The organism is Nonomuraea rubra (assembly GCF_014207985.1).
Classification (GTDB): Bacteria; Actinomycetota; Actinomycetes; order Streptosporangiales; family Streptosporangiaceae; genus Nonomuraea; species Nonomuraea rubra.
This window is the reverse complement of record NZ_JACHMI010000001.1, coordinates 3610319-3632369: the sequence shown is the minus strand read 5'-3', so window position 1 is coordinate 3632369 and position 22051 is coordinate 3610319. Positions and strand designations below refer to the sequence as shown.

19 protein-coding genes are annotated in these 22051 nt (G+C 75.3%); 10 read left to right on the top strand and 9 right to left on the bottom strand.

The window, feature by feature from the left end; translation table 11 throughout:
• Positions 1-24 precede the first annotated feature (24 nt).
• The gene (locus tag HD593_RS64360) at positions 25-591 is read left to right on the top strand and encodes a DUF7824 domain-containing protein (protein ID WP_185103008.1); all 567 of its coding nucleotides are present in this window, start codon (positions 25-27) and stop codon (positions 589-591) included.
• 60 nt (positions 592-651) lie between these two features.
• Positions 652-1383, top strand: a complete 732-nt coding sequence (locus tag HD593_RS16550; RefSeq protein ID WP_185103007.1) for a hypothetical protein — start codon at positions 652-654, stop codon at positions 1381-1383.
• A gap of 91 nt (positions 1384-1474) precedes the next feature.
• On the opposite strand, the gene HD593_RS16545 is transcribed toward HD593_RS16550, so the two are convergent.
• A complete protein-coding gene (locus tag HD593_RS16545) occupies positions 1475-2416 on the bottom strand; it encodes a LysR family transcriptional regulator (protein ID WP_185103006.1) in 942 nt (313 codons plus the stop codon).
• 158 nt (positions 2417-2574) lie between these two features.
• Between HD593_RS16545 and HD593_RS16540 the strand changes: the two genes are divergently transcribed.
• A complete protein-coding gene (locus HD593_RS16540; RefSeq protein WP_312903500.1) occupies positions 2575-3264 on the top strand; it encodes an MBL fold metallo-hydrolase in 690 nt (229 codons plus the stop codon).
• Positions 3265-3404: 140 nt separating this feature from the next.
• Here HD593_RS16540 and HD593_RS16535 read toward each other — a convergent pair whose 3' ends face one another.
• On the bottom strand, positions 3405-4232 hold the full coding sequence (locus HD593_RS16535; RefSeq protein ID WP_185103004.1) for an iron chelate uptake ABC transporter family permease subunit: 828 nt from the start codon (positions 4230-4232) through the stop codon (positions 3405-3407).
• Here HD593_RS16535 and HD593_RS16530 point away from each other — a divergent pair.
• Complete coding sequence (locus HD593_RS16530; RefSeq protein ID WP_185112767.1) at positions 4146-4334, top strand: helix-turn-helix domain-containing protein; 189 nt, start codon at positions 4146-4148, stop codon at positions 4332-4334. The two genes, HD593_RS16535 and HD593_RS16530, sit on opposite strands and share 87 nt — an antisense overlap.
• On the opposite strand, the gene HD593_RS16525 is transcribed toward HD593_RS16530, so the two are convergent.
• Complete coding sequence (locus HD593_RS16525) at positions 4304-7090, bottom strand: helix-turn-helix transcriptional regulator (protein WP_185103003.1); 2787 nt, start codon at positions 7088-7090, stop codon at positions 4304-4306. The two genes, HD593_RS16530 and HD593_RS16525, sit on opposite strands and share 31 nt — an antisense overlap.
• A gap of 231 nt (positions 7091-7321) precedes the next feature.
• Here HD593_RS16525 and HD593_RS16520 point away from each other — a divergent pair, with 231 nt between their 5' ends.
• The 3 genes from HD593_RS16520 to HD593_RS16510 all read left to right on the top strand — a co-directional run bounded on the left by HD593_RS16520 (position 7322) and on the right by HD593_RS16510 (position 13468).
• Positions 7322-9994 carry an ATP-binding protein gene (locus tag HD593_RS16520; RefSeq protein WP_185103002.1) on the top strand — a complete coding sequence of 891 codons (2673 nt, stop codon included), beginning with the start codon at positions 7322-7324 and terminating at the stop codon, positions 9992-9994.
• A gap of 133 nt (positions 9995-10127) precedes the next feature.
• Entirely contained in the window at positions 10128-13211 is a 3084-nt protein-coding gene (locus HD593_RS16515) for an AAA family ATPase (protein ID WP_246546576.1), read from the top strand.
• Entirely contained in the window at positions 13208-13468 is a 261-nt protein-coding gene (locus HD593_RS16510; protein ID WP_221524788.1) for a helix-turn-helix domain-containing protein, read from the top strand. The genes HD593_RS16515 and HD593_RS16510 overlap by 4 nt, the downstream gene beginning before the upstream one ends.
• Before the next feature lie 44 nt (positions 13469-13512).
• Here HD593_RS16510 and HD593_RS16505 read toward each other — a convergent pair whose 3' ends face one another.
• From HD593_RS16505 to HD593_RS16480, 6 genes are all read right to left on the bottom strand, one after another.
• On the bottom strand, positions 13513-14919 hold the full coding sequence (locus HD593_RS16505) for an MDR family MFS transporter (RefSeq protein WP_185103000.1): 1407 nt from the start codon (positions 14917-14919) through the stop codon (positions 13513-13515).
• 5 nt (positions 14920-14924) lie between these two features.
• The gene (locus tag HD593_RS16500; RefSeq protein WP_185102999.1) at positions 14925-15863 is read right to left on the bottom strand and encodes an NAD(P)/FAD-dependent oxidoreductase; all 939 of its coding nucleotides are present in this window, start codon (positions 15861-15863) and stop codon (positions 14925-14927) included.
• 66 nt (positions 15864-15929) lie between these two features.
• Positions 15930-16604: a response regulator transcription factor gene (locus HD593_RS16495; RefSeq protein ID WP_185102998.1), complete on the bottom strand. Its 675-nt coding sequence runs from the start codon at positions 16602-16604 to the stop codon at positions 15930-15932.
• Positions 16601-17770 carry a sensor histidine kinase gene (locus HD593_RS16490; protein WP_185102997.1) on the bottom strand — a complete coding sequence of 390 codons (1170 nt, stop codon included), beginning with the start codon at positions 17768-17770 and terminating at the stop codon, positions 16601-16603. Before HD593_RS16490 ends, HD593_RS16495 begins: the two co-directional genes overlap by 4 nt.
• A gap of 76 nt (positions 17771-17846) precedes the next feature.
• The gene (locus HD593_RS16485; protein ID WP_185102996.1) at positions 17847-18326 is read right to left on the bottom strand and encodes a hypothetical protein; all 480 of its coding nucleotides are present in this window, start codon (positions 18324-18326) and stop codon (positions 17847-17849) included.
• Positions 18327-18463: 137 nt separating this feature from the next.
• Positions 18464-19300, bottom strand: coding sequence for an imine reductase family protein (locus HD593_RS16480; protein ID WP_185102995.1), 837 nt, complete (start codon positions 19298-19300; stop codon positions 18464-18466).
• Positions 19301-19352: 52 nt separating this feature from the next.
• On the opposite strand from HD593_RS16480, the gene HD593_RS16475 reads away from it, so the two are divergent.
• The 3 genes from HD593_RS16475 (at position 19353) to HD593_RS64355 (ending at position 21935) form a co-directional block, all read left to right on the top strand.
• Positions 19353-19733: a MerR family transcriptional regulator gene (locus HD593_RS16475; RefSeq protein WP_185102994.1), complete on the top strand. Its 381-nt coding sequence runs from the start codon at positions 19353-19355 to the stop codon at positions 19731-19733.
• Positions 19720-20703 carry a DUF2804 domain-containing protein gene (locus HD593_RS16470; protein WP_221524787.1) on the top strand — a complete coding sequence of 328 codons (984 nt, stop codon included), beginning with the start codon at positions 19720-19722 and terminating at the stop codon, positions 20701-20703. Before HD593_RS16475 ends, HD593_RS16470 begins: the two co-directional genes overlap by 14 nt.
• 176 nt (positions 20704-20879) lie before the next feature.
• Positions 20880-21935 carry a GNAT family N-acetyltransferase gene (locus HD593_RS64355; RefSeq protein ID WP_185102993.1) on the top strand — a complete coding sequence of 352 codons (1056 nt, stop codon included), beginning with the start codon at positions 20880-20882 and terminating at the stop codon, positions 21933-21935.
• Positions 21936-22051 lie beyond the last annotated feature (116 nt).

Sequence of the window (22051 nt, the reverse complement as noted above, 5' to 3'; positions counted from 1 at the left end):
CCCCAGGTACACGGACTCGTCCCCGTGCCGAGCCGCGGCACGCGACCGGCGTCAGGCGGCCTCCCGCGCGCGCCGGACCTCGCGACGCGCCCGATCCGTACGACGAACCTGGCGGCTCAGGACAAGTGGGCGAGCCCCATCCAGTGGACCGAGGCCCTCCTACGCGAGGCCGCCGAGCCCGGCGCGCGGGAGAGCGCGTCGCGTGAATGGCTGCCCGAGCAGCAGTTGCCCGGGTGGCGGCTGCCCGAGCAGGGGCGGGTCGCGCCGCCGCACTGGGCCATGCTCCTGCGCTGCGCCGAGATCCTGAGCGCGCTCAAGCGAGGGACGCTGCCGCCGTACCTCCTGGCCACGCCCACCTTCACCTCCGGCCACGTCGATCCCGCCGAGCTGGTCGCCAGGATCGAGGGGTACGAGCGCGCGGGCGTCCGCCACCTGCCCGCCGACCTGGAGCAGGCGCTGCTGCGGCTGCCCCGCGAGGTGGACCCCGAAGTGACGGCCCGTGCCGGCCGGCTGGCCCGTACCAGCGAGGCCGGCGCCGCGCTGGAGCGCTGGCTGAGGCGTCGGCCCGAGCCCGAGACGCGCGTGGAGTAGCCCCAGACCGGCGCCCGCCCCGGCAGCCCGGCGGCATCTCCAGGCGGCCGCCCCGCCGGCGTGGCGGCGTTTCCGGGCGGCCGATCCGGTAGGGCGGCGGCGTTCCCGCGCGGCCGGGTCCGGCTGGAGCCGACGGGGATGCCGCTGGTGGACGCGCTGATGTCCGACCCGCCGCCCCCCTCGGTCCTGGGCGCCGCCCCCGGCTGCAACTCGAACCTGTGGCGGATGGCGCTGCCCTCCGATCGGGAGGTGGTGGCCATGCAGCTCCTCCCGCAGGTGTTCGGCTACTGGCAGAGCCCGGGACACCTGCACGGGTTCGTGACGCCGCTGTGCCACGAGGACGGGCCCGTGGGTGAGGGGACGGCGCTGGTCCTGGGCATGTTGCTGGCGGAGCGCAACTGGCACGCCGAGCACTGCCGGGAGCTGCTGCTGTGTGCGGCCGCCACCGGGTACCTGAACGCCGAGCTGTGCGGCCGGCAGCTCGGCCCGTGCATGCGTACCGTCGGGATCGGCATGAGCCAGGTGAGCTCGGCGCTGGAAGACGTGGCGCGCAGGGGTGCGCACCGCGAGGTGTGGGAGATCATGCGTGGCTTGCTGCCCGTGTTCCTGCCGGCTGCGGACGAACGTGCCCACAGCGGGCACACGCGCGCCCTGGAGTTCGCCGCCGACGCCTCCCGGTGGGCGGGCGCGCGTGGCGCGATCCCCGAGGTCGGCGCGATCGCCGCACGCAACGGGTCGAGCGGCCTCGTCCGCGCGGCGCGCCGCCTCCACGACCACCTCGTCCGTACGTGACCAGGCCGGGGCACGGGCGGGCACGGCGTCGGCGGCACCGCTGACGGCCACGTCATCGCGGACGCCGTGCGCTTCCCATGCCGCGGCCCGATCACGCCCGCGCGATGTGGTCGATCTCGGGGACCCAGTAGCGCGAACCGGCCGGATCGGGCAGGCGCGCGGGCCGCAGCTGGGCGAGCAGTGAGCGCAGGAGCGGGCGCGGGTTGCGCCGGTGCCAGACCACCGACCACGGCAGCAGAGGCACCGGCTCGACGATCGGTATCCGGCGCAGCCCGCTCCCTTCGGCGTCGATGCTGATCTCGCCCAGTCCCACGGCGTGCCTCTCGCCCAGGAACTGCTCCACCAGGTGCCGCACGCCGATCGCGGGCGCGTTGAAGCACAGCGGCACGCCGAGCCTGGCGGCGAGGCGTTCCAGGTAGCCGCGCCACTCCTCGGCGCCCGCAGGGTCCGGCATGGCGATGCCTCCCGCCCGCAGATCCGCCGGGCGCAGCTCGCTCCGCCCGGCGAGCGCGTGGTCCTCCGGTACGAACGCGGCCAGCGGCTCCAGGTGGACGAGCCGGTACGCCAGCTCCCGCGGCCACGGCCCCGGCAGGTCGTGCACCCGCCCGAAGGCCGCGTCGATCTCCTGCCTGCGCAGCGCGGGCAGCGCGACCGCCAGCCCCTGCCGCATGCTGAGCTCCACCCGCAGCCGGGGGTCGCGTTCGCTGGCCTCGCGCACCAGGCGCAGCGGCGTGAACCGTTCGTCGTAGACGTCCACCCGGACCGGGTCGTCGGCCGCGCGGACCGCCTCGACGGCCCGGTCGAAGGCCGCCACCGCCTCGGCCGCCGCGGGCAGGAGGCGCCGGCCCGCGGCCGTCAGCCGGATGGACCGGGTGGTCCGCTCGAACAGCGCGGCACCCAGCGCCTCCTCCAGCCTGCGGATGCGCTTCGACAGCGCCTGCTGGGTGACGAACAGCCGCGCACCGGCCCTGCCGAAGTGCAGCTCCTCCGCGGTCACCACGAAGGCGCGCATGCCCGATATGTCCGCATCCACGCCAGGAGGATGGACTGACAACGACCGGTTGTCAATCCGGCGCGGATCGCTGTTGGACGCGGACGGCTCCGACCGGGTTACCTGGTCGTCGCGACGAAGGAAGTCCGTCGCGGTGAAGGAACGGCGTCGCGACGGAGGAAGGCGGAACAGTGGAGATCGTGGAGATCCGTCAGGAGCTGCACCTGCTGCGGCTCGCGTTCGGGCAGGCGTACCTGTGGAACGACGCGGGCGCGCTCACGCTGGTCGACACGGGCATCGCCACCAGCGGTGACGAGATCGCCGAGGCGATCGGACGGCTCGGCCTGCGTACGGACGACGTACGCCGGGTCGTGCTCACCCACTACCACGAGGACCACTGCGGTGGCGCGGCGGCGGTCGCGGCGTGGGGCGAGGTGGAGGTGCTGGCCCACAGGGCGGAGGCGCCGGTGATCAGGGGCGAGGTGCCGGCGCCGCCTCCGAACTTCACCGACGAGGAGCGGGCACTGCACCGCAGCCTCGGCGCCCACCTGCTGCCTCCCGCCCCGCCGTGCCGGGTGGACCGGGAGCTGGAGGACGGCGACCTGATCGCCTTCGGCGGCGGCGCCCGCGTGATCGCCACTCCCGGGCACACCGCCGGCAGCATCGCCGTGCACCTGCCCCGGGCCGGGGTGTTGTTCACCGGTGACACGGTGGCGCACGTCAACGGGCAGGTCATGCCGGGAGTGTTCAACATGGACCGCGACGAGATGCTCCGCTCGTTCCGCCGGCTCGCGGGCCTCGATGCGGAGGTCGCCTGCGTGGGGCACGGCGACCCCGTCATGAACGCGCGCGCCGCCCTCGAAAGGGCGGCGGCCCTGTCCACGCCGTAGCACGGCGGCAGCCCTGTCCACGCCGCAGGGCGACGGCCCTGTACGCACCGTAGGACGGCCTGCACCCCTTGCCGGCGTCGATCGTGGCCGGCGTCGATCGTGGTGGCCGTCAGGCCCAGCTCGCGCAGGAGGAGTCCGCCCTATCCGCCGTGGCGGTTGCCCCTTCTGGCGAGCAGGGCGGCGAGGTAGCAGCCGCCGATCACCGTCGTCACCACACCCACGGGCAGGGCGACCGGAGCCAGCAGGAGCTGCGCGGCCAGGTCGGCGGCCAGCAGCAGCAGCCGCAGCCGGCTCAGCCGCACGCCCGACGCCAGCGCCTGGTCGTCGCCGAGCGCCGTCTGGTGCATGGCGGGCGCGAGCGCGGCCAGCAGCAGGGTGAGGGCGGCGATGACCGCGAACGGCAGCAGCACCTCGTGCCAGTCCAGCCCGTTCAGCGAGCCCGCGCTCCAGCCGGTGGCGGCCAGGGCCGCCTCCATGTCGGCGCGCAGCACGATCCACGAGTTGAGCGCCGTCAGCATGGCGTTCACGGCGATGCCGACGACGACCAGGCGCAGGCCGCCCAGCCCCGAGCCGAGCGACAGGGCGTAGACGGCCGCCGCCGCCAGCAGGCCGCCCGCGATGGAGCCGGTCGCCAGGTAGGCGGGGCCGCCGCCGAGCACGGAGCTGAGCGCGACGCCGGTCAGCACCAGGCGCAGCGGCGCGGCCGAGCCGAGCGCGTAGACCAGGACGGCCGCCAGCGCGGCCCCGGGCGAGGCCAGCACGAGCTGCGCCGCCTGGCCGCTCGCCAGCCCCAGCACGCCGCCGAGGTTGATCGCGAAGCCGGCGCCGGCGGTCACGCCCAGGACCCCGGGCTCGGCGAGTATTTCGAGCGGGAGTTCGGCATGCCGTACTCGAAGGTGCGCGCCAAGCTGCGCCTCAGCACGTCGCGGGTGCTGCTGGAGACCCGCCCGGTGGCCGAGGTGGCGCACCGGGTCGGCTACTCCAGCCCGTCGGCGTTCATCACGGCCTTCACCAGGGAGTACGGCTGCACGCCCGGCCGCTACGCCGAGCGCGAGTACGACAGGGGCTGAGCCGACTGCGCCAGCTTGGCGCTGATCTGCTTGCGGGAGACGATGCCGAGCTTGGTGAAGACCTTGCGCAGGTGCCACTCGACGGTGTGCGGGCTGATGAAGAGCTGGGCGCCGATCTCGGGGTTGGTCAGGCCGTCGCCTGCCAGGCGGGCGATGTGCGCCTCCTGTGCGGTGAGCGTGGCGGGCTCGTCCACGGTGCGCTTGCGTACCGTCTCGCCGGTGGCCTGCAGCTCGCGCCTGGCGCGCTCCGCGAACGCCTCCGCCCCCATCTGGCTGAGGGCCTCGTAGGCGAAGCCCAGGTGCTCGCGGGCGTCGACGCGGCGGTTCTCCCTGCGCAGCCACTCGCCGTAGAGCAGCCGGGCCCGGGCCAGCGAGGTGCGCACCTCGGTGCGGCCGAGCCGCTCGATCGCCTCCCGGTACAGGGCCTCGGCCTCCGCCCCGCCGCTCACCTGGGCGCGCGTCAGCGCCGAGGTGCCGCGTGCCCAGTCGGTGCCGGCGGCCCGCGCCATCTCGTCGATCCGCTGGGCCGCCTCGGCCGCCCTGGCCCGCCTGCCGCTCCGCGCGGCGGACTCCACCAGCTCGATCAACGACCTCATGTACGTGCCGCCGAGCTCCTGGGGGTGGGCGGCGGAGCGCTCGGCCGCGGCGTACGCGTCCTCGTAGCGGCCGAGCCCGTTGCAGAGCACCGCGGTGGCCCACTGGGTGGCGGTGTCCACCTTGCCCTCCCCCTGGATGGCCGGGTCGCGCAGGACCGCCTCGCGCGCCTGGCGCGTCTCGGCCTCCCGGCCGCGCCACGCCTCCAGCACCAGGGCCGAGTACTGGGCCAGCGAGCGGCTGCCCGTCACCTCGCCGATCGTCGCCGCCTCGTCGGCCAGCACGCGGGCGAAGTCCAGCTCGCCGGCCAGGACCCGGTTCGCCACCAGCATGTGCAGGGCCGACGGCAGCACGGACAGCGCGCCCGTCTCGCGGGCCAGGTCGGCGAGCCTCACCGAGAGCACCGACCAGGTCTCGAAGTCCCAGACGTTGTGGGCCATTCGGCACGCGAACGGCAGCCAGCCGAGGCCCTCCTCCCTGGACACGCCGTCGGCGCGGAAGTCGTCGAGGGCCTGGCGCACCAGCGGCACGCCCGCCGCGTACCCCTCGGTCACCGCCAGGGCCACGCCGTTCAGCAGCAGGTCGTTGCGCCTGGGCGGCGGGCCGGGCGGCGCGGCGAGCGTCGCCCCGGCGATGTCCGACGCCTTGGCGCCGCTCGGCAGGCGGCCGGCGGCCATGGCCGCGTTCAGCGCGTCGCGGTAGGTCTCGCGGGCCAGCCCGGCGTCCAGCGGCTCCAGCCGCCTGGCGGCCTTGAGCAGCAGCGGCAGGGCGGCGCCCGCGCTGGTGGAGGCGAAGGTGATCTGGCCGCGCAGCAGGTCGGCCTGGGCGTGGTCGCGTTCGTCCATGGGGCTGAGCTCCGCCGCGTCGAGGAGCCCGCGTGCGGCGTCGTACCCGCCGGCGCGGTACTTGGCCCGCGCCGCCGCCAGCCCTCTGACCCCGCGCTGTACGGGGTCGGGCGTCAGCTCGGCCGCCCGTTGCAGGAACGCGGCCGCCGCCGCCACGCCGCCGCGCGCCCGCGCCCGCTCGGCCGAGCGCTCCAGCTCGGCCGCGACCTCCTCGTCGGCGCAGGCCGTCGCGTTGGCCAGGTGCCAGGCCCGGCGGTCGGGATCCACCCCCGGGTCGGTCGCCTCGGCCAGCACGCGGTGCGCGCGCTGCCGGTCCTCCAGGCTCGCCGCCCGGTACGTCATGGAACGCACGAGCGGATGGCGGAACCGCACCCGGGTCCCCAGTGTCACCAGCCCCGCCGCCTCGGCCGGCCCCGCGGCGCCACTCTCGATGCCCAGCAGCTCCACCGCCCGCATCAGCAGGGTCACGTCGCCCAGCGGCTCGGCCGCCGCGACGAGCAGCAGCTGCCGCGTCTCCGGCGGCAGCGGCCGGTAGCGCCGCATGAAGCTCTGCTCGATCTGGGCGGCCAGCGGCCCCGCGTCGGGCAGCCCGAACCCGCCCGCCAGCTCCGCGGGCGTCAGCCCCAGCGGCAGCTCCAGCAGGGCCAGCGGGTTGCCCTGCGCCTCGGCCACGATGCGGTCCCTGACCCGGTCGTCCATGCGGCCGGGGATCACGGAGTCCAGCAGGGCGCGGGCGTCGCCGTCGCTCAGCCGCCCCACCGCGAGCTCCGGCAGCCCTGCCAGCTCGGTCTCCAGGCACGGCTCGCGTACCGCCAGCACCAGGCCGACCCGCTCGGCGAGCAGGCGCCGCGCGACGAAGGCGAGGGTCTGCGCGGAGACGTGGTCCAGCCACTGCGCGTCGTCGATCAGGCAGATCAGCGGCTCCCGCTCGGAGACGTCGGCGAGCAGGCTGAGCACCGCGAGACCGACCATGAACCGGTCCGGCGGCGTGCCCGCGCTCAGGCCGAACGCGGTGCCCAGCGCGTCGCGCTGCGGCTCGGGCAGCCGGTCGAGCCTGTCGAGGAACGGGGCGCAGAGCTGGTGCAGCCCGCCGTAGGCCAGCTCCATCTCCGACTCCACGCCCGCCGCCCTGGCGATCCGGCAACCGGCCGCGGCGGCACGCGCGTGCTCCAGCAGCGCCGTCTTGCCGATGCCGGCCTCGCCCCGCAGGACCAGCACCGAGCTGCGGCCGTCCTGCACGGTCGCCACGAGCCGGTCCAGCGCCTCGCACTCGACCCGCCGGCCCCGCAGCCGCGACTTGGCATCCGTGCTCACCATGGGCTCTCCACCTGTCGATCGTGGACGCCGGAGAAAGGGCGATCCACCTCTGATTTTATGGCGGCAGGGCACCCGCCCCGATCGCCCGCCGCCCTGGCGAATCGCCGGCGCGGCGGTCGACCTGCCCGTGTTGTACGGTTCGTTGCATCTGATGATTGATTCGCGCGTCAGACGGAAGGGGAGCGCGTGGCCGGAGGCGCGGGGGACCCGGCGGCACGCGCAGGGGGGCCGATGCTCGTCGGGCGGGAGGCGCAGCTCCAGGTGCTGGCCGCCCTGCTGGACGAGGCCACGCGGCACCGCGGTGGCGCCCTCGTGGTGCGGGGAGAGGCCGGGATCGGCAAGTCCGCGCTGTGGGGCGAGACCTGCGCGCTGGCCGCCGGGCGCGGCATGCGGGTGCTGACCACCACGGGCGTGCAGGCCGAGGTGGAGCTGCCGTACGCCGGGATCGGGCACCTGTTCCGCCGGCTGCCGGAGGCCGGCGGGAAGCCGGGCGCGGTCGAGGGCGAGTCGCCGTTCAGGGTCGGGGTCGAGGTGCTCGACCTGCTCTCCGGCCTGGACGAGCCGGTCCTGCTGGCCGTGGAGGACGCCCACTGGCTGGACCGGGCGAGCTGGGAGGTGCTCACCTTCGTCGCCCGCCGGCTGGAGTCCGACCCCGTGGCGCTCCTCCTGACGGCCCGCGACGGCGAGGACGTCGACCGGCTGCTCGCCGCCGCCTCGCTGCCCGAGCTGGCGCTGGAGCCGCTCGACCCGGCGTCCGCCGGGGACCTGCTCGACCAGGTCGCGCCCGGGCTCACGCCCGCCCTGCGCGAGCGGGTGCTCGCCGTGTCGGAGGGCAACCCGCTCGGGCTGGTCGAGCTCGGCGGGCTGGCCGCCCGCTCCGGCGGCGCCGCGCTGCTGCCGTCGCGACTGCCGCTGAGCACCCGGGTCGAGCGTACGTTCGCCGGCCTGGTCGGCGAGCTGCCCGCGGCCACGCGCGCGCTGCTGCTCGTGGCGGCGCTGGACGACGGCGACGACCTCGACGAGGTGCTCGCGGCGGCGTCCCGGCTCGAGGAGCGGCCGGTCACGGCAGACGACCTGGAGCCGGCCGTGGTCAGCCGGCTGGTCGGCGTGGACGAGCAGTACCGGCTGCGGTTCCGGCACCCGCTGCTGCGCTCGGCCCTGCGGCAGTCGGCGAGCCCGGCGCTGCGCAGGCGGGCGCACGCCTGCCTCGCGGCGGTCGTGGCCGGCGACGACCGGCGCGTGTGGCACCGCGCCGCCGCCGCGTCCGGCCCGGACGAGGCGCTGGCCGTGGACCTGGCGGCCATGGCGACCCGCGACCGCCACCTGCGGGCCGCCTCGGCCGCGCTGGCCGCCATGGAACGGGCCGCGCAGCTCAGCGAGGACCCGCAGAAGCGCGGCAGCCGGCTGCTGTGGGCCGCCACGATGGCCGACGAGCAGGGCGACGTGGAGTCCATCCGTCGCCTGCTGGCGCTGGTGGACGAGTCGCGGCTGCAACCGGCCGAGCGGGCGAGGCTGGCCTGGTTCCGCGAGGTGTATCTCGGCACCGGCTGGAGCGGCAACACGCGACTGCGCGTCTACAACGAGCTCATCGACACCATGCGGACCGCCGGTGACATCGAGCTCACCCTGGAGTCGCTGATCAACATCAGCCTGCGGTTCTACTGGTCCAACCCCGACGACGACACCCGGCTGGAGTTCGTGCGCGTCGCGGAGCTGATCGACGCGCCCGAGGACAACGTCCTGGTGATGTGCGCGCTGGCCCAGGTCGCGCCGGTCGAGCGCGGGGCGGCCTGCCTGGAGAGGCTGGCGGCGCTGCGGTACCACGTGGACCTCACCCCCGGCCAGCGCTACCAGCTCGGCCTGGCGGCGTCGGCGCTGGGGGCGTACGAGCTGTCGAACGCGTTCCTGACGCCCGGCGTCACCGAGGCGCGGACGCACGGCAGGGTCGGCACGCTGACGCAGGCTCTGGTGAGCCTGGCCTACAACGCGGCCGCCGCCGGCGACACCCGGGCGACCGTGGCCACCGCCACCGAGGCCCTGGCGCTGGCCACGGAGACCCGCCATACGACGTGGGCGCTGCAGGCCCGGCTGCAGCTCGGCCAGGCGGAGGCGCTGCGCGGCAACGCCGAGGCCGCCGACGAGATCGCGGACGCCGCCGAGAAGATCATCTTCTCGGCGGGCATGCATCCGATGCTGGCGCTGACGCAGCGCGTCCGCGGCGTCAACGCGCTGGCCGCGGGCCGGTTCGAGGAGGCGTTCTGGCACCTGCACCGGGCGTTCGACCCGGGCGACGTCGCCTACCACCCGTACGTGCGGTTCACCCTAGCCGGGCATCTGGCCGAGGCGGCGGCGCACTGCGGCGCGCTCGACGAGCTCCGCGCCGTGGTGGCCGGGCTGGCCCCGGTCGCGGAGCTGAGCCGCTCGCCCGTCCTTCTCACGGGCCTGCGTTACGCCGGGGCCGTGCTGGCCGACGACGCGGCGGCGTACGAGGCGGCGCTGGCGGCGGACCTGCGTGACTGGCCTTTCGAGCGGGCGCGGCTGCAGCTCACGTACGGCGGCTGGCTGCGCAGGCGGCGGCAGGCGGCGGAGTCGCGGCCGCTGCTGCGTGCCGCGGCGGCCGCGTTCGACGCGCTCGGGGCGGCGCCGTGGGCCGAACGGGCCAGGACCGAGCTGCGCGCCACGGGCGAGTCCCGCCGCAAGCCGATCGACGCCATCGACGCGCTGACGCCGCAGGAGCAGCAGATCGCGCGGCTGGCGGCCGACGGGCTGAGCAACCGGGAGATCGCCGAGCGGCTGTTCCTGTCGCCGCGCACGGTCACCACCCATCTCTACCGGATCTATCCGAAGGTGGGGGTGAAGTCGCGCGGCGAGCTCGCCGCGATGATGGCCGAACGGTCGTTCTGAGCTTGCCGTCCGGCGGGATTACGTACTCCTACGTACGCAGTCCTCCCGTCATCACTCGTACGGTTTTCAACCATCAGGGGTTGGAGACGTGGTGGGAGGCGATGACGGGGTGCTGGGCCACGACACCGCACTGTTGAGACCTGAGCCTGGGCTGCTGGGGCGGCGGGTCGAGTGCGAGGCGCTCGATCGGCTGCTGGGCGAGGTGCGTGCCGGTCGGAGCCGGGTGCTGGTGGTGCGCGGCGAGGCGGGCGTGGGCAAGTCGGCGCTGCTGGAGCACCTGACCGCGAGGGCGTCCGGTTGCCGGGTGGTGCGCGCGGCGGGGGTGCAGCCGGAGATGGAGGTGGCGTTCGCGGCGCTTTACTCGCTCTGCGCGCCGCTGCTCGACCTGCTGGACGGTCTGCCGGAACCGCAGCGTGCCGCGCTCGGCACGGCGTTCGGCTGGCGGGAGGGGCCGGCGCCGGATCGCCTGCTCCTCAGCCTGGCCGTGCTCAGCCTGCTGGCCGCGGCGGCGGAGGCGCGCCCGCTGGTGTGCGTGGTCGACGACGCCCAGTGGCTGGATCACGCCTCGGCGCAGGTGCTCGCCTTCGTCGCGCGCCGGTTGTCCGCCGAATCGGTGGCCTGCGTGTTCGCGCTCCGCGACACCGACGAGACGGCCCTGCTGTCCGGGCTGCCGGTGATGGACGTCGCTGGCCTGGCCTCCGACGACGCCCACGCGCTGCTGCGCTCGGTGGTGCCCGGCCCGCTGGACGAGCAGGTCAGGGACCGACTGGTCGCCGAGGCCCGCGGCATCCCGCTGGCGCTGCTGGAGCTGGTGCACACGTTCACCCACCCCGAGCCGTCCACCGGCTACGCTCCCCCGGCCCCCTGGTCGCCGACCGGCGAGTTCGACCTTCCGGCCACCTGGACCAGCGGATACGACCTCGCGACCGCCCAGACCGGCGAATACGGGCTCCTGGCCACGCAGGCAGGCGGCTTCGAGCTCGCGACCGCACAGACACCGGCCACCGGGTACGAGCAGCCGGCCACCCGGACGCCGGCCGGCGGATTCACGCTTCCGGCCATCCGGGGACTGACCGGCGGATTCGGGCTGCCGGCCGAACAGCCGCCGGCCGGCGGATTCACGCTCCCGGCCATCCGGGGGCTGACCGGCGGGTTCGGGCGGCCGGTGGCGTGGACGCTGGCGGGCGGGTTCGGGCTGCCGGCCGCGCGGATGCTGACCGGCCGCGTGGAGGACCGCTTCCGGCGGCAGCTCGGGCGCCTGCCCGCGGCCACCCGGCGGCTGCTGTTGCTGGCCGCCGCGGAGCCGGTCGGCGATCCGGCGCTGCTGTGGCGGGCGGCCGCCCGGCTGGGGCTGGGCATGGCGGCGCTCGCGGAGGCCGGCGACCTGATCGCCCTCGGGGTACGGGTGCGCTTCCGGCACCCGGCGGTGCGCTCGGCGATCTACCGGGCGGCCCTGCCCGAGGAGCGGCGCCAGGCGCACCAGGCGCTGGCCGAGGCGACCGACGCCGGCGCCGACCCGGACCGGCGCGCCTGGCACCGCGCGCACGCCACCGCGCAACCGGACGAAGACGTCGCCGCCGAACTCGAACGTGCCACCTCCCGCGCCCAGGCACGCGGCGGCCTGGCAGCCGTCGCGGCCTTCCTGGAGCGCGCGGTCGCCCTCACCCCCGACCCCCGCCGCCGGGCCGAGCGTGCCCTGGCCGCCGCCCGCGCCCAGCACCTGGCCGGCGCCTCGGAACCGGCCCTGACGCTGCTGGCCTCGGCCGAGGCGGGGCCGCCGGACGAGCTGCGGCTCGCCCACGCCGAACTCCTGCGCGCCGAGATCGCGATCACCTCCCACGACGGCAGCTCGGCCGCGCCGCTGCTGCTGGCCGCCGCCAAGCGGTTCGAGCCCCTGGACGCCGGGCTGTCCCGCGACGCCTACCTGCACGCCCTGTCCTCGGCGATCCGTACCCTCCCGGACGAGGGCCGCGGCCTGGCCGAGGTCGCGGCGGCCACCCGTACGGCCCCGCCCGCGCCCGCCACCCCGCGAGCCGCGGACCTCCTGCTGGACGCCCTGACCCGCCACCTCACCCAGGACGCCCACAGCGCGGCGCCGGAGATGCGCCGGGCCCTGGCCGCCTTCCTGAGCGAGGACGTCCCCGGCGCGGAGCGGCTGGGCTGGGCGTGGGCCGCCCACACGGTCGCCGTGGCCCTGTGGGACGACAGGTCGGGCCGCGAGCTGGCGGATCGCCACGCCCGGCTCGTCCGCGACACCGGCGCGCTCGCCCTGCTGCCCCCGGCGTTGAGCACGCGGCTGGTCCAGCTCGCCTTCGAGGGCAGGCTGGACGAGGCGGCCTCGGTTCAGGAGGAGATCCACACTCTCACCGCCGCGACCGGCGTCCGCCCCGGCTTCGAGGGGCCGGCGGGCGGCGCGCTCGTCCTGGCCGCGTGGCAGGGACGGCAGTCCGAGGCGGAAGGCCTGGCCGACGCCCTGATGAGCGAGGCGGCGGCGTACGAGGAGGGAGCCACCGTGGCGGCCGTCCAGTGGCTGAGAGCCGTACTGCACAACGGTCTCGGCCAGTACGAGCAGGCCCGGGCGGCCGCCGCGCGCGCCTGCGTCCACCACCCCGCGCCGGGCCCCGCCGCGCACTGGGCGCCGGCCGAGCTCGTCGAGGCCGCCGCGCTCAGCGGCGAGCGCGACCTCGCGGCCCGGGTGCTGGACCGGCTGGCCGCCACCACGCGGGCGAGCGGCACCGACTGGGCGCTCGGGATCGAGGCCAGGTCGCGGGCGCTGCTCAGCGAGGGCGCCGAGGCCGACGGCCGCTTCCGCGAGGCGATCGACCGGCTCGGCCGCACCCGCATGCGCGCCGACCTGGCCCGCGCCCACCTGCTCCACGGCGAGTGGCTGCGCCGCGAGGGCCGCCCGGACGACGCGCGGCAGCCGTTGCGCACCGCCCACGGCCTGTTCACGGAGATGGGCATGGCGGGGTTCGCCGGCCGGGCGGAGCGCGGGCTGCCGCTCGAAGGGGAACCGGGGCACGGGCGAACGGCCGGGGCCGCCGGCCGGCTCACCCCGCACGAGACGCAGATCGTGCGCCTGGTCCGCGACGGCCTGACGAACAGGGAGATCGCCGGCCGCCTGCTCGTCAGCCCCAAGACCGTCGAGTACCACCTCGGCAAGGTCTTCACCAAGCTGGGCATCACCTCCCGCCGCCAGCTCGGGCGGGTGTCGTGACCGGCGCGCTGGACTACCGGTGGCGGCTGCGCGAGGTCATGGCCGCCCGCGGCATGTACTCCACCACCGGCCTGCGCCCGCTGCTGGCCGAGCGCGGCATCGACCTGTCGGCGAGCCAGGTGTACCGGCTGGTGGCGGAGAAGCCGGAGCGGCTCAGCCTCCGCACGCTGATGGCGCTGCTCGACATCCTGGACTGCACCATGGACGACCTGATCGAACCCCTGCCGGCCAGACGGCGGCGCACCGGCCGGCGGTGACGGGCCCACGTGGCGAGCCCGGGTGACCGGCCCGAGTGGCCGGGTCAGGCGCGGCGGCCCGTCCTGGGGAGCAGTGCCAGCAGCACCACCAGGACGGCGGCGGCCGGGGCGCCCCAGAACAGCACGTCGGGGATGGCCGCCGCGGTCGCCCGCGGCCCCGGGTCTCGGCCCTGGAGCTCGCGGGCGAGCAGGCTGGCGAAGAGCGCCACCCCGAGCGAGAGTCCGAGACCGCGGACGGACACCACGGCGGAGGTGGTGGCCGCCAGATCCGCCGGGGAGGCCGCGTTCTGCGCGACGACCACCAGGTTCTGCATCAGCAGCCCGAACCCGGCACCCAGCACCGCGATCCCGGCCGCGAACAGGAGATAGGGGGTCTCCGGGGTGATCCAGGCGAGCAGGGCGAACCCCGCCACCACGATCACGGCCCCCGCGATCAGGTACGGCCTGAACCGGCCGCTCGCGCCGATGCGGGCCCCGGCCAGCGAGGAGACCGCCATGAACGTCAGCACGTACGGGTTGAGCGCCAGCCCCGCCTGGGTGGCGCCCATGCCGTACGCACCTTGCAGGAACGTCGGCAGGTAGACGATCGACCCGCCGAGCAGCGCGCCGAGCAGCGCGGCGGCGGGCAGCACCACCCGCAGCGTACGGCCGGCGAACAGCCGAGGCGGCAGCAGCGGGTTGCCGGCCCGCCGTTCCCACCACCCGAACAGGCCCGCCAGCACCACCAGCGCCCCGGCCAGGGCAAGGATCACGCCGGAGTTCCACGCGTACGCGCGCCCGCCCCACTCGGCCACCAGCAGCAGGCTCACCGTGGCCCCCGCGATCAGCACGGCGCCGGGCAGGTCCACCTTGCCGTCCCCGCCCGGCCTGGGTAGCCGCAGCGCGAACGTGGCCAGGGCCAGGGCGAGCAGGCCCAGAGGCAGGTTGACGTAGAAGATCCAGCGCCAGCCCCAGGCGTCGGTGATGGCGCCGCCGGCCAGCGGGCCGCCCAGGCTGGCCAGGGCGAACACGCCGCCGGTGAGGCCCTGCACCCGGCTGCGCAGGTGCTGCGGGTACAGCTCCGACAGGGCGATCGTGGGCAGCACGAACAGCGCGCCCGCGCCGATGCCCTGCAGCGTTCTGGCCGCGATGAGCTGGGATGTCGTCTGGGCCAGGCCGCACAGCGCGGAGCCGGCGACGAATCCGGCCACCGCGACGAGGAACACCGGGCGCCGCCCGAACCGGTCGCTGATGCGGCCGTACAGGGCGCCGGTCGCGGTGGAGGCCAGCAGGTACGAGGTGACGATCCAGCCGATCGAGCCCATACCGCCCAGGTCGGCGGCGATGTCGGGCAGCGCGATGGCCACCACCGTCTGGTCCAGGACGGACAGCAGCATGCCGATCAGCAGGCCGGCCGTGGCGAGCGGCACGTTGGCCGGCTTCGAGGGGGCCTGCGCGAGGGTCGTGGACATCGTGCTCAGCCCTTCGGGAACGGGGCGGGCAGGCCGAAGTCGGCGCTGAGCAGGTCCTGGTCGATGGCTCCCGCGGCGAGCGTGCCGGCCGCCGCCGCAGCGACGACCGCCGCCAACGGCATCGGAACGGTGGCCCGCCGCGCCAGGTCACCGGCCGCGTACACGCCGGGGACGCTGGTCCGGCAGAACTCGTCCACCTCCACGCAGCCGTCGGCGAAGCACGCGCAGCCAAGCCCTGCGGCCAGGCCGGAGCGCTGGCGCGGCACGTTGACGACGAACACGGCGTCCCTGGCCAGCGGCGAGGCGCCGTCGAACACGATCCGCTCCAGCCTGCCTTCCGTGCCCTCCAGGCGGATGACGGGCTCGCAGCGCACGTCCACGCCGTTCGAGGCGAGCGTGGCCTGGAGTGCGGGGTCGAGCGGCCGGCCGCCGGTGCAGAGCACGACGCCGGCGGCGAAGCGGCTCAGCTGCAGGGCCAGCCGTACCCGGGCCGGCTCGGCGCCGAGCACGGCGACCCGCTTGCCGGTGCACTCGTAGCCGTGGCAGTAGGGGCAGTGGAAGGCCGAGCGGCCCCACAGCGCCTCCACTCCGCGCGGGCCCGGCAGGTCGTCGGCCAGCCCGGTGGCCAGCAGCAGGCGGCGCGCCTGCGCCGTGCCGCCACCGGACAGTCCCAGGCGGAAGCCGCCTTCCGGCAGGGCGAGGGTGTCCGTGACCGTCGCCGTCCTGATCTGGACCGACGGGTAGGCGGCCAGTTCCTCGCGGCCGAGCTTGCGCAGCTCGGCGGGCGGGGTGCCGTCGCGGGTCAGGAAGTTGTGCACGTGCTCGGCGGGGGCGTTGCGGCCCTCTCCCGCGTCGATCAGCAGCACCGTGCGGTGGACCCGTCCCAGGGTGAGGGCGGCGGCCATCCCGGCCGGGCCGCCGCCGACGATGACGGCGTCGTACATGTCTGCCTCCATGAGCGTTGGTCGCTGGACGTGGAGGCAAGTCTGCAAGTTAAGGTCAACATGAAGTCAAGAGGCCCGCCCGCCGGGCCGGACCAGGCCGCTCTCGTAGGCCAGGATGACGAGCTGCACCCGGTCCCGCACGTCCAGCTTGGCGATGGCCCTGGTGATGTGGGTCTTGGCGGTGAGCGGGCTGATGACCAGGCGCTCGGCGATCTCGTGGTTGGACAGGCCGAGCGCCACGAGCTTGACCGCCTCCAGCTCCCTGGAGGTCAGCGCGGCCAGCCGCTCCCCGGACCCGGGCGAGAGGTCCTGCCGGTGGGCGAACTGCTCGACGACGCGGCGGGTCACGCCCGGCGACAGCAGCGCGTCCCCGGCGGCCACGGCGGCGACCGCCCGGCGCAGCTCGGCCGGCTCGACCTCCTTGGTGAGGAAGCCGCTGGCCCCGGCGCGCAGGGCGGCGAAGACGTGCTCGTCGCTGTCGAACGTGGTCAGGATGATGACCCGGCAGCCGGGAACGGCCCGGCCCGCGACGATGCGGCGGGTGGCGGTGATCCCGTCGGTGCCCGGCATGCGGATGTCCATGAGGACGACGTCGGGACGGGTGCTCGCGGCCACCCGTACGGCCTCGTCGCCGTCCTGGGCCTCGCCGACGACCGTGATGTCCCTGGACCGGGCCAGCAGGCTGCGGAAGCCGGCCCGTACGAGTGCCTGGTCGTCGGCGAGAAGCACCTTGATCGTCATGCCCCCGAGCCTGCCACAGGGAGGTCGGCCCGGACGGCGAAGCCGCCGGGGACCGGCCCCGCGGTGAGCACGCCCCCGAGTGCGCTCACCCGCTCGCGCATGCCGGCCAGCCCGTGACCCCCGCCGGCCGCCGGAGCGCCCCGGCCGTCGTCGGTGACCTCGACGGTGACCGAGCCTGGCCGGTAGTCGATCGTCACCTCGGCCCTGCTCGCGTGCGCGTGCTTGAGCGTGTTGGCGAGGGACTCCTGGACGACGCGGTAGATCGCGATGGCGGGCATGGCGGGGACGGCGGCGGGGTCGCCGCGCTCGTCCAGCGTCACCTTCAGCCCGGCGGCGCGGGCGTCGGCGACGAGCGTGTGCAGGCCGGCCAGGTCGGGCTGCGGCGCGGTGTCGGCCGAGTCGTCGCGCAGGGTGGCGATGAGAGAGCGGAGGTCGGCCATCGCCCGGTTCCGCACGTCCTTGGCCAGGCGCAGCGCGGTGGCCGCCGCGGCCGGGTCCCCCTCGTCGAGGGCGTCGGCGGCGACGTTGAGCTGGACGCCGACGATGGCCAGCGTGTGGGCGATGGCGTCGTGGACCTCGTGCGAGACGCGCAGGCGTTCCTCCGCGGCACGCGCCCGGCCGTCGGTCTCGCGCACGCGCTCGCGCCTGCGCACCGCGGCCGCGTACGTGAGGCCCGCGGCGATGAGTGCCGCCAGGAGCAGCCCCTCCCCCGCGACGTGGATCACGTAGCGGGGCACGTTCCTGTCCAGGAGGATGCCGGCGTCGATCGCGGAGTAGCCGAGCTGGGCCACGCCGACGGCGGCCACCCAGCGCACGCGGGACGTGGTGGCGGCGGTGAAGTAGGCGACCGCGACCGGCCAGATCCAGCCGGCGGGAGAGAAGATGCCCGCGAGGAGGTGGTAGGCGAACATCCCGCCGACCGACAGCAGCAGCACGGCCATCGGCCAGCGGCGCCTGACCAGCAGGAGCGCTCCCAGGTACAGGCCGAGCTGGATCGGGCCGTGCCAGGGGGTGAGGTTCGTCAGGCCCTGCGAGCGGCTGTGGATGCCGGTGGCGAGGGCGACGGCGACGAAGAAGACGAGGGTGACGACGGCCAAGGTGACGTCGGTGATCCAGGCCAGGTGCCGGACGGGTCCTGGTTCGCGTCGCGGGAGGGCTTCGGTCATGCGCGGAGGCCTTTGCTCGGAGTGGATGCCGCCGGGCCGGCGCGGCTCGCCGGCCCGGTGACCGTTCGGATCGCTGTCAGACGTGCGTGACCAGCAGGGTCACGCCCGCCTCGCCGCCGCAGTCCACGAAGACGGGGCCGACGCCGTTGCCGATCCTGGACGAGAGCGTGCCCTTGGCCACGAAGGCCTTGGGGTCGTCCTTGATGATGCGGATGTTCTCCAGCACCGGGCGTTCCCTGTCGACACCGGCGATGACCGCCTTGAGTCCCCTGCCGCCGCCGCAGTGGCCGGTGATCGTCACCTCCTGGCCGCGCTTGGCGGTGGGGTTGGGGCTGACCCGGACCACCGCCCTGGCGCCCTTCGGCGGCTTCGGCGCAGCCACCTGCACCGCGCCGGCAGTGGTGCCGGCAGTGGTGCCGGCAGTGGTGCCGGCAGTGGTGCCGGCAGTGGTGCCGGCAGTGGTGCGGGTCTGGGCGCCGGCCGGGACGCCGGCCGATCCGACCAGGCCCGCGCTCAGGCACAGCCCGGCGATCGCGGTGACGGCTTTCTTGATCATGATGATCCCTCCCGGGTGCTCGTCTGTCGGCTCGGCGGGAAACGCTAGGCCCGGCCGCCTCGGGAGCGCGTCGTCCATCGACCGTCATTCGATCTTGCACCGATCGCCGTACGGACTGCACCGAAAGGAGCAGGCGCCTACGGCGCGGCGAGGCGGGTGAAGGCCGCCGGCCCGTGCCCGGCGTCGATCGCCCGCTGCACGGCTGCCCGCGCCGAGCTGAGCACCCCGTCGTCGAGGTCGTTCGCGCGGACGGCATCCAGGACGTGGTCCATGCTCGCCGCCGCTGACAACATCGTGGACTCGTCACCCGGGTAGTGGCCCGCGGTGACGTGCTCGGCGACCACGTCGATCAGGTCGGGGAGCAGCCCGGTCGCCACCTTCACGTACCCGGCGATGTCGGCGGCGGCGATGTTCTCGGCTGCGGCGAGCCGGAACGCGTGCACGACCCCGCTCAGCGACGTCCAGAACGCGTCCAGCATCGCCGCGTCGAACCCGGCCGCCCGGCCCGGGTCGGCGCCGAGGTACGCCGCGTTCCCGCCCAGCGCGGCGAGCGTGGGCCGGTGCGCCAGGTAGGCGTCTTCCTGGCCGCTGAACAGCAGGGTCGCGTCCGGGCCGCCGATGGCCGCGGGCGCGCCCATGATGAGGCCGTCGAGGTAGCCGATGCCGTGGGCGGCGGCCCACTCGGCCGTCTCGCGCGCCTGCCGGGGCGAGCCTCCGGTGAGGTTGACCAGGGTGCGGCCCTTCAGGGTGCCGGCGTCGAGCACCGACCGTACGGCCCGGTAGTCGAGGACGGACACGACGGTGAGCGGGCTCGCGGCGATCGCGCCGGCGGCGCTCTCCGCGACGGTGACGTCCAGGTCGTACGCCTTGCCCGGCGTGCGGTTCCACACGGTGGTGGGGTGACCGGCGGCGGCGAAGGCGGCGGCCAGCGCGCGCCCCATGGGGCCGAGGCCCAGGACGGTGACGGGAATCATGGCGGTTAAGCTAAACCTTCACGTTGATGTCAGAGTCAACTCGGGGGCCGGGATGCGGATCGGGGAACTCGCGCGCCGGACGGGCGTCAGCGAGCGCGCGCTGCGGTACTACGAGGAGCAGGGCCTGCTGCGCCCGCAGCGGCGGGAGAGCGGCTACCGCGTCTACAGCGACGCCGACGTGGCCGCGGTGCGGCGGATCAGGATCCTGCTCGCGGCCGGGCTGAGCACCGTGCAGATCGTCGAGGTGCTGCCCTGCATCGTGGACGACGACGGCCTGCTGGTGCCCGACTGCCCGGAGCTGGTCGGCGAGCTGGAGAAGCAGCGGGAGCGGATCGGCTCGGCCATCGACGAGCTGGAGGCCACCCGCGCCAACCTGGACGCCATCATCGCCAACCGGCGCGGCCCGCTACCCTTCAGCCATGTTGACGCATGAGCGGCAGATCACGGCGCCCGTCGACCTGTGCCTGCCCGACGGGCGGCTCAACCCCGACGCGGTCGGCTGGACCCGCCGCCCGCTGCACCGGGCGAACCTGCGGGGCTGGGGCCGGACCAAGCGCTGGGAGTACTGGGGCGTGGTCACCCCCGCTCATGTGATCGGCCTGGTGGCGTCCTCGCTCGACTACGCCGGCGTGCACGGGCTGTACGTGCTGGACCGCGCGACAGGCGAGGAGACGTCCAAGGACGCGGTGGTGCCGCTGGCACGCGGGACGGCGATGCCGGAACGCAGCGGCGAGGGCACGGCGTCGGCCCGCGCGAACGGGCTGGCCATCGACCTCGTCCAGCACCCCGGCGGCAGCACGGTGCGGGCGGTGGCGCCCGGCGTCGAGGTGGAGCTGGAGATCCCGCTGCCCGACGGGCACGAGTCGCTCGGCGTCGTGGTGCCGTGGGGGCCCAGGCGCTTCCAGTACACGGTCAAGGACGTCGGGCGCCCGGTGCGCGGCCGGCTGCGGCTGGGGGCTGCGGAGCACGAGATCAGCGAGCGGGACTCGTTCGCCGTGCTGGACCACGGGCGCGGGCGGTGGCCCTACTCGGTCGTGTGGAACTGGGCGGCGGGCAGCGCGCCGGGGCGGGCCATCCAGCTCGGCGGCAAGTGGACCGACGGCACCGGGATGACCGAGAACGCGCTGTTCGTGGACGGGCGGCTGCACAAGATCGGTGAGGAGCTGGCGTGGCACTACGACCGCGGCGACTGGCTGAAGCCGTGGCGGATCGCGGGCGGGCGGGTGGAGGCCGTGTTCACGCCGTTCCACGAGAAGGTCGCGCGGACGGAGCTGGGGGTGGTGGGGTCCGAGACGCATCAGTGCTTCGGGCATTTCAGCGGGCGGGCGCAGGCCGACGACGGGACCTGGATCGACCTGGACGGGCTGACCGGCTGGGCGGAGGAGGCCCGGCAGCGGTGGTGAACGAGCGGCGGTGGTGAGCGAGCGGCGGTGGTGAGCGAGGCGCGGAAGGCGGGCTGATCCGGAGGCCCGGGCTGATCCCAGGACGCGGACTGATCCGGGGACGCGGACTGATCCGGGGACGCGGACTGATCCGGGGACGCGGACTGATCCGGGGACGCGGGGCTACTGTTCGAAGCGTGAGCGATGTGATCGATGGCCACTGCGAGCGCGTGCGAGCCGCGGACCCCCTCGTCGCCGTCACGGACCTCGGTGGCGGCGCAGACCTGATCGAGACTCGCGGTGCCGTGGGCGTGCCCTCGGTGACCGCTCCCCGCCCCGGCGCCCCATCGGTGCACTGGAGCCCGCTGACCACCTGCGCCCTGGACGCCAGGGTCGCCGGTGACGACCCTGCTGATTCCCTCGGCCGCCTCCTCGATCGCTGGATCTCGGGTCTGGACGCCGAACCTGGCGCCGGGCTCGTGGTGAGCTGGCCGAGCCGGGACACCGCGCCCGTCGCGGCGCTGGTCAGGCGCGGGTTCGCACCGCGCTCCGTGCTCGCCGTACGTGTCTCGCGAACCGCGGAACGGCCGGCGCCGCGGTCCGGCCTCGCCATCCGCGTCTCGCGAACCGCCGGTCGGCCGGCGGCCGGTGCTCAGCGGGCAGTGGGGCGGCCGGCGGCCGATGCTCAGCGGGCCGAGGGGCGGCCGGCGGCCGATGCTCGGCAGGCCGAGGGGCGACCGGCGGCCGGTGCTCGGCAGGCCGCCGGAAGGCCGGGGGCAGGTGTTCGGCGGGCTGTTGCGGCCGATCTGGACGCCATGTGCGCGCTGTACCTGGAGCTGATCGACTACGAGGCCCGGTTCGGCTGGGTCCCGGTGCCGTCCTGGACTGCCGACGCGGCCCGGGCCGAGCTGGCGGGGAAGCTCGCCCGTGGCGACGGCTGGTGCTGGGTCGCCGAGACGGACGGCGAGGTCACCGGCATGCTCTCAATCCACCATCCCGACCACGCCGGCCGGGTCGCCTCCGCCGTGGCGGCGGCCCCGCCCGTGGCGTACGTGGGCTCCCTGTACGCGCGCCCGGGCAGCAGGGGCCGCGGGCTCGGCGCCGCGCTGGCCGGGCACGCCCACGCCGAGGTGGCCGCGGCGGGCGTCGAGACCGTGCTGGTGCACTACGCGGCCCCGAACCCGCTGTCCGTCCCCTTCTGGTCCCGCCAGGGTTACCGGCCGCTCGTCACGACCTGGGGACGGTGGCTCTGACGCCCGGCGACGTACCGGCGGCCCCTCCGGCGGCCTCTGCGGCGGAAGTTTCACAAGGCTCGGATTGGCACTGGTGAAACGCAGTGTGATGTACGACACTCTTCCTAGAACTTCGT

Coding starts and splice junctions, on each gene's coding strand:
- HD593_RS16530 (WP_185112767.1), top strand. CDS start 4,146: ATGCCGTACTCGAAGGTGCGCGCCAAGCTGCGCCTCAGCACGTCGCGG.
- HD593_RS16525 (WP_185103003.1), bottom strand. CDS start 7,090: ATGGTGAGCACGGATGCCAAGTCGCGGCTGCGGGGCCGGCGGGTCGAG.
- HD593_RS16520 (WP_185103002.1), top strand. CDS start 7,322: ATGCTCGTCGGGCGGGAGGCGCAGCTCCAGGTGCTGGCCGCCCTGCTG.
- HD593_RS16505 (WP_185103000.1), bottom strand. CDS start 14,919: ATGTCCACGACCCTCGCGCAGGCCCCCTCGAAGCCGGCCAACGTGCCG.
- HD593_RS16500 (WP_185102999.1), bottom strand. CDS start 15,863: ATGTACGACGCCGTCATCGTCGGCGGCGGCCCGGCCGGGATGGCCGCC.
- HD593_RS16495 (WP_185102998.1), bottom strand. CDS start 16,604: ATGACGATCAAGGTGCTTCTCGCCGACGACCAGGCACTCGTACGGGCC.
- HD593_RS16490 (WP_185102997.1), bottom strand. CDS start 17,770: ATGACCGAAGCCCTCCCGCGACGCGAACCAGGACCCGTCCGGCACCTG.
- HD593_RS16485 (WP_185102996.1), bottom strand. CDS start 18,326: ATGATCAAGAAAGCCGTCACCGCGATCGCCGGGCTGTGCCTGAGCGCG.
- HD593_RS16480 (WP_185102995.1), bottom strand. CDS start 19,300: ATGATTCCCGTCACCGTCCTGGGCCTCGGCCCCATGGGGCGCGCGCTG.
- HD593_RS16475 (WP_185102994.1), top strand. CDS start 19,353: ATGCGGATCGGGGAACTCGCGCGCCGGACGGGCGTCAGCGAGCGCGCG.
- HD593_RS16470 (WP_221524787.1), top strand. CDS start 19,720: ATGTTGACGCATGAGCGGCAGATCACGGCGCCCGTCGACCTGTGCCTG.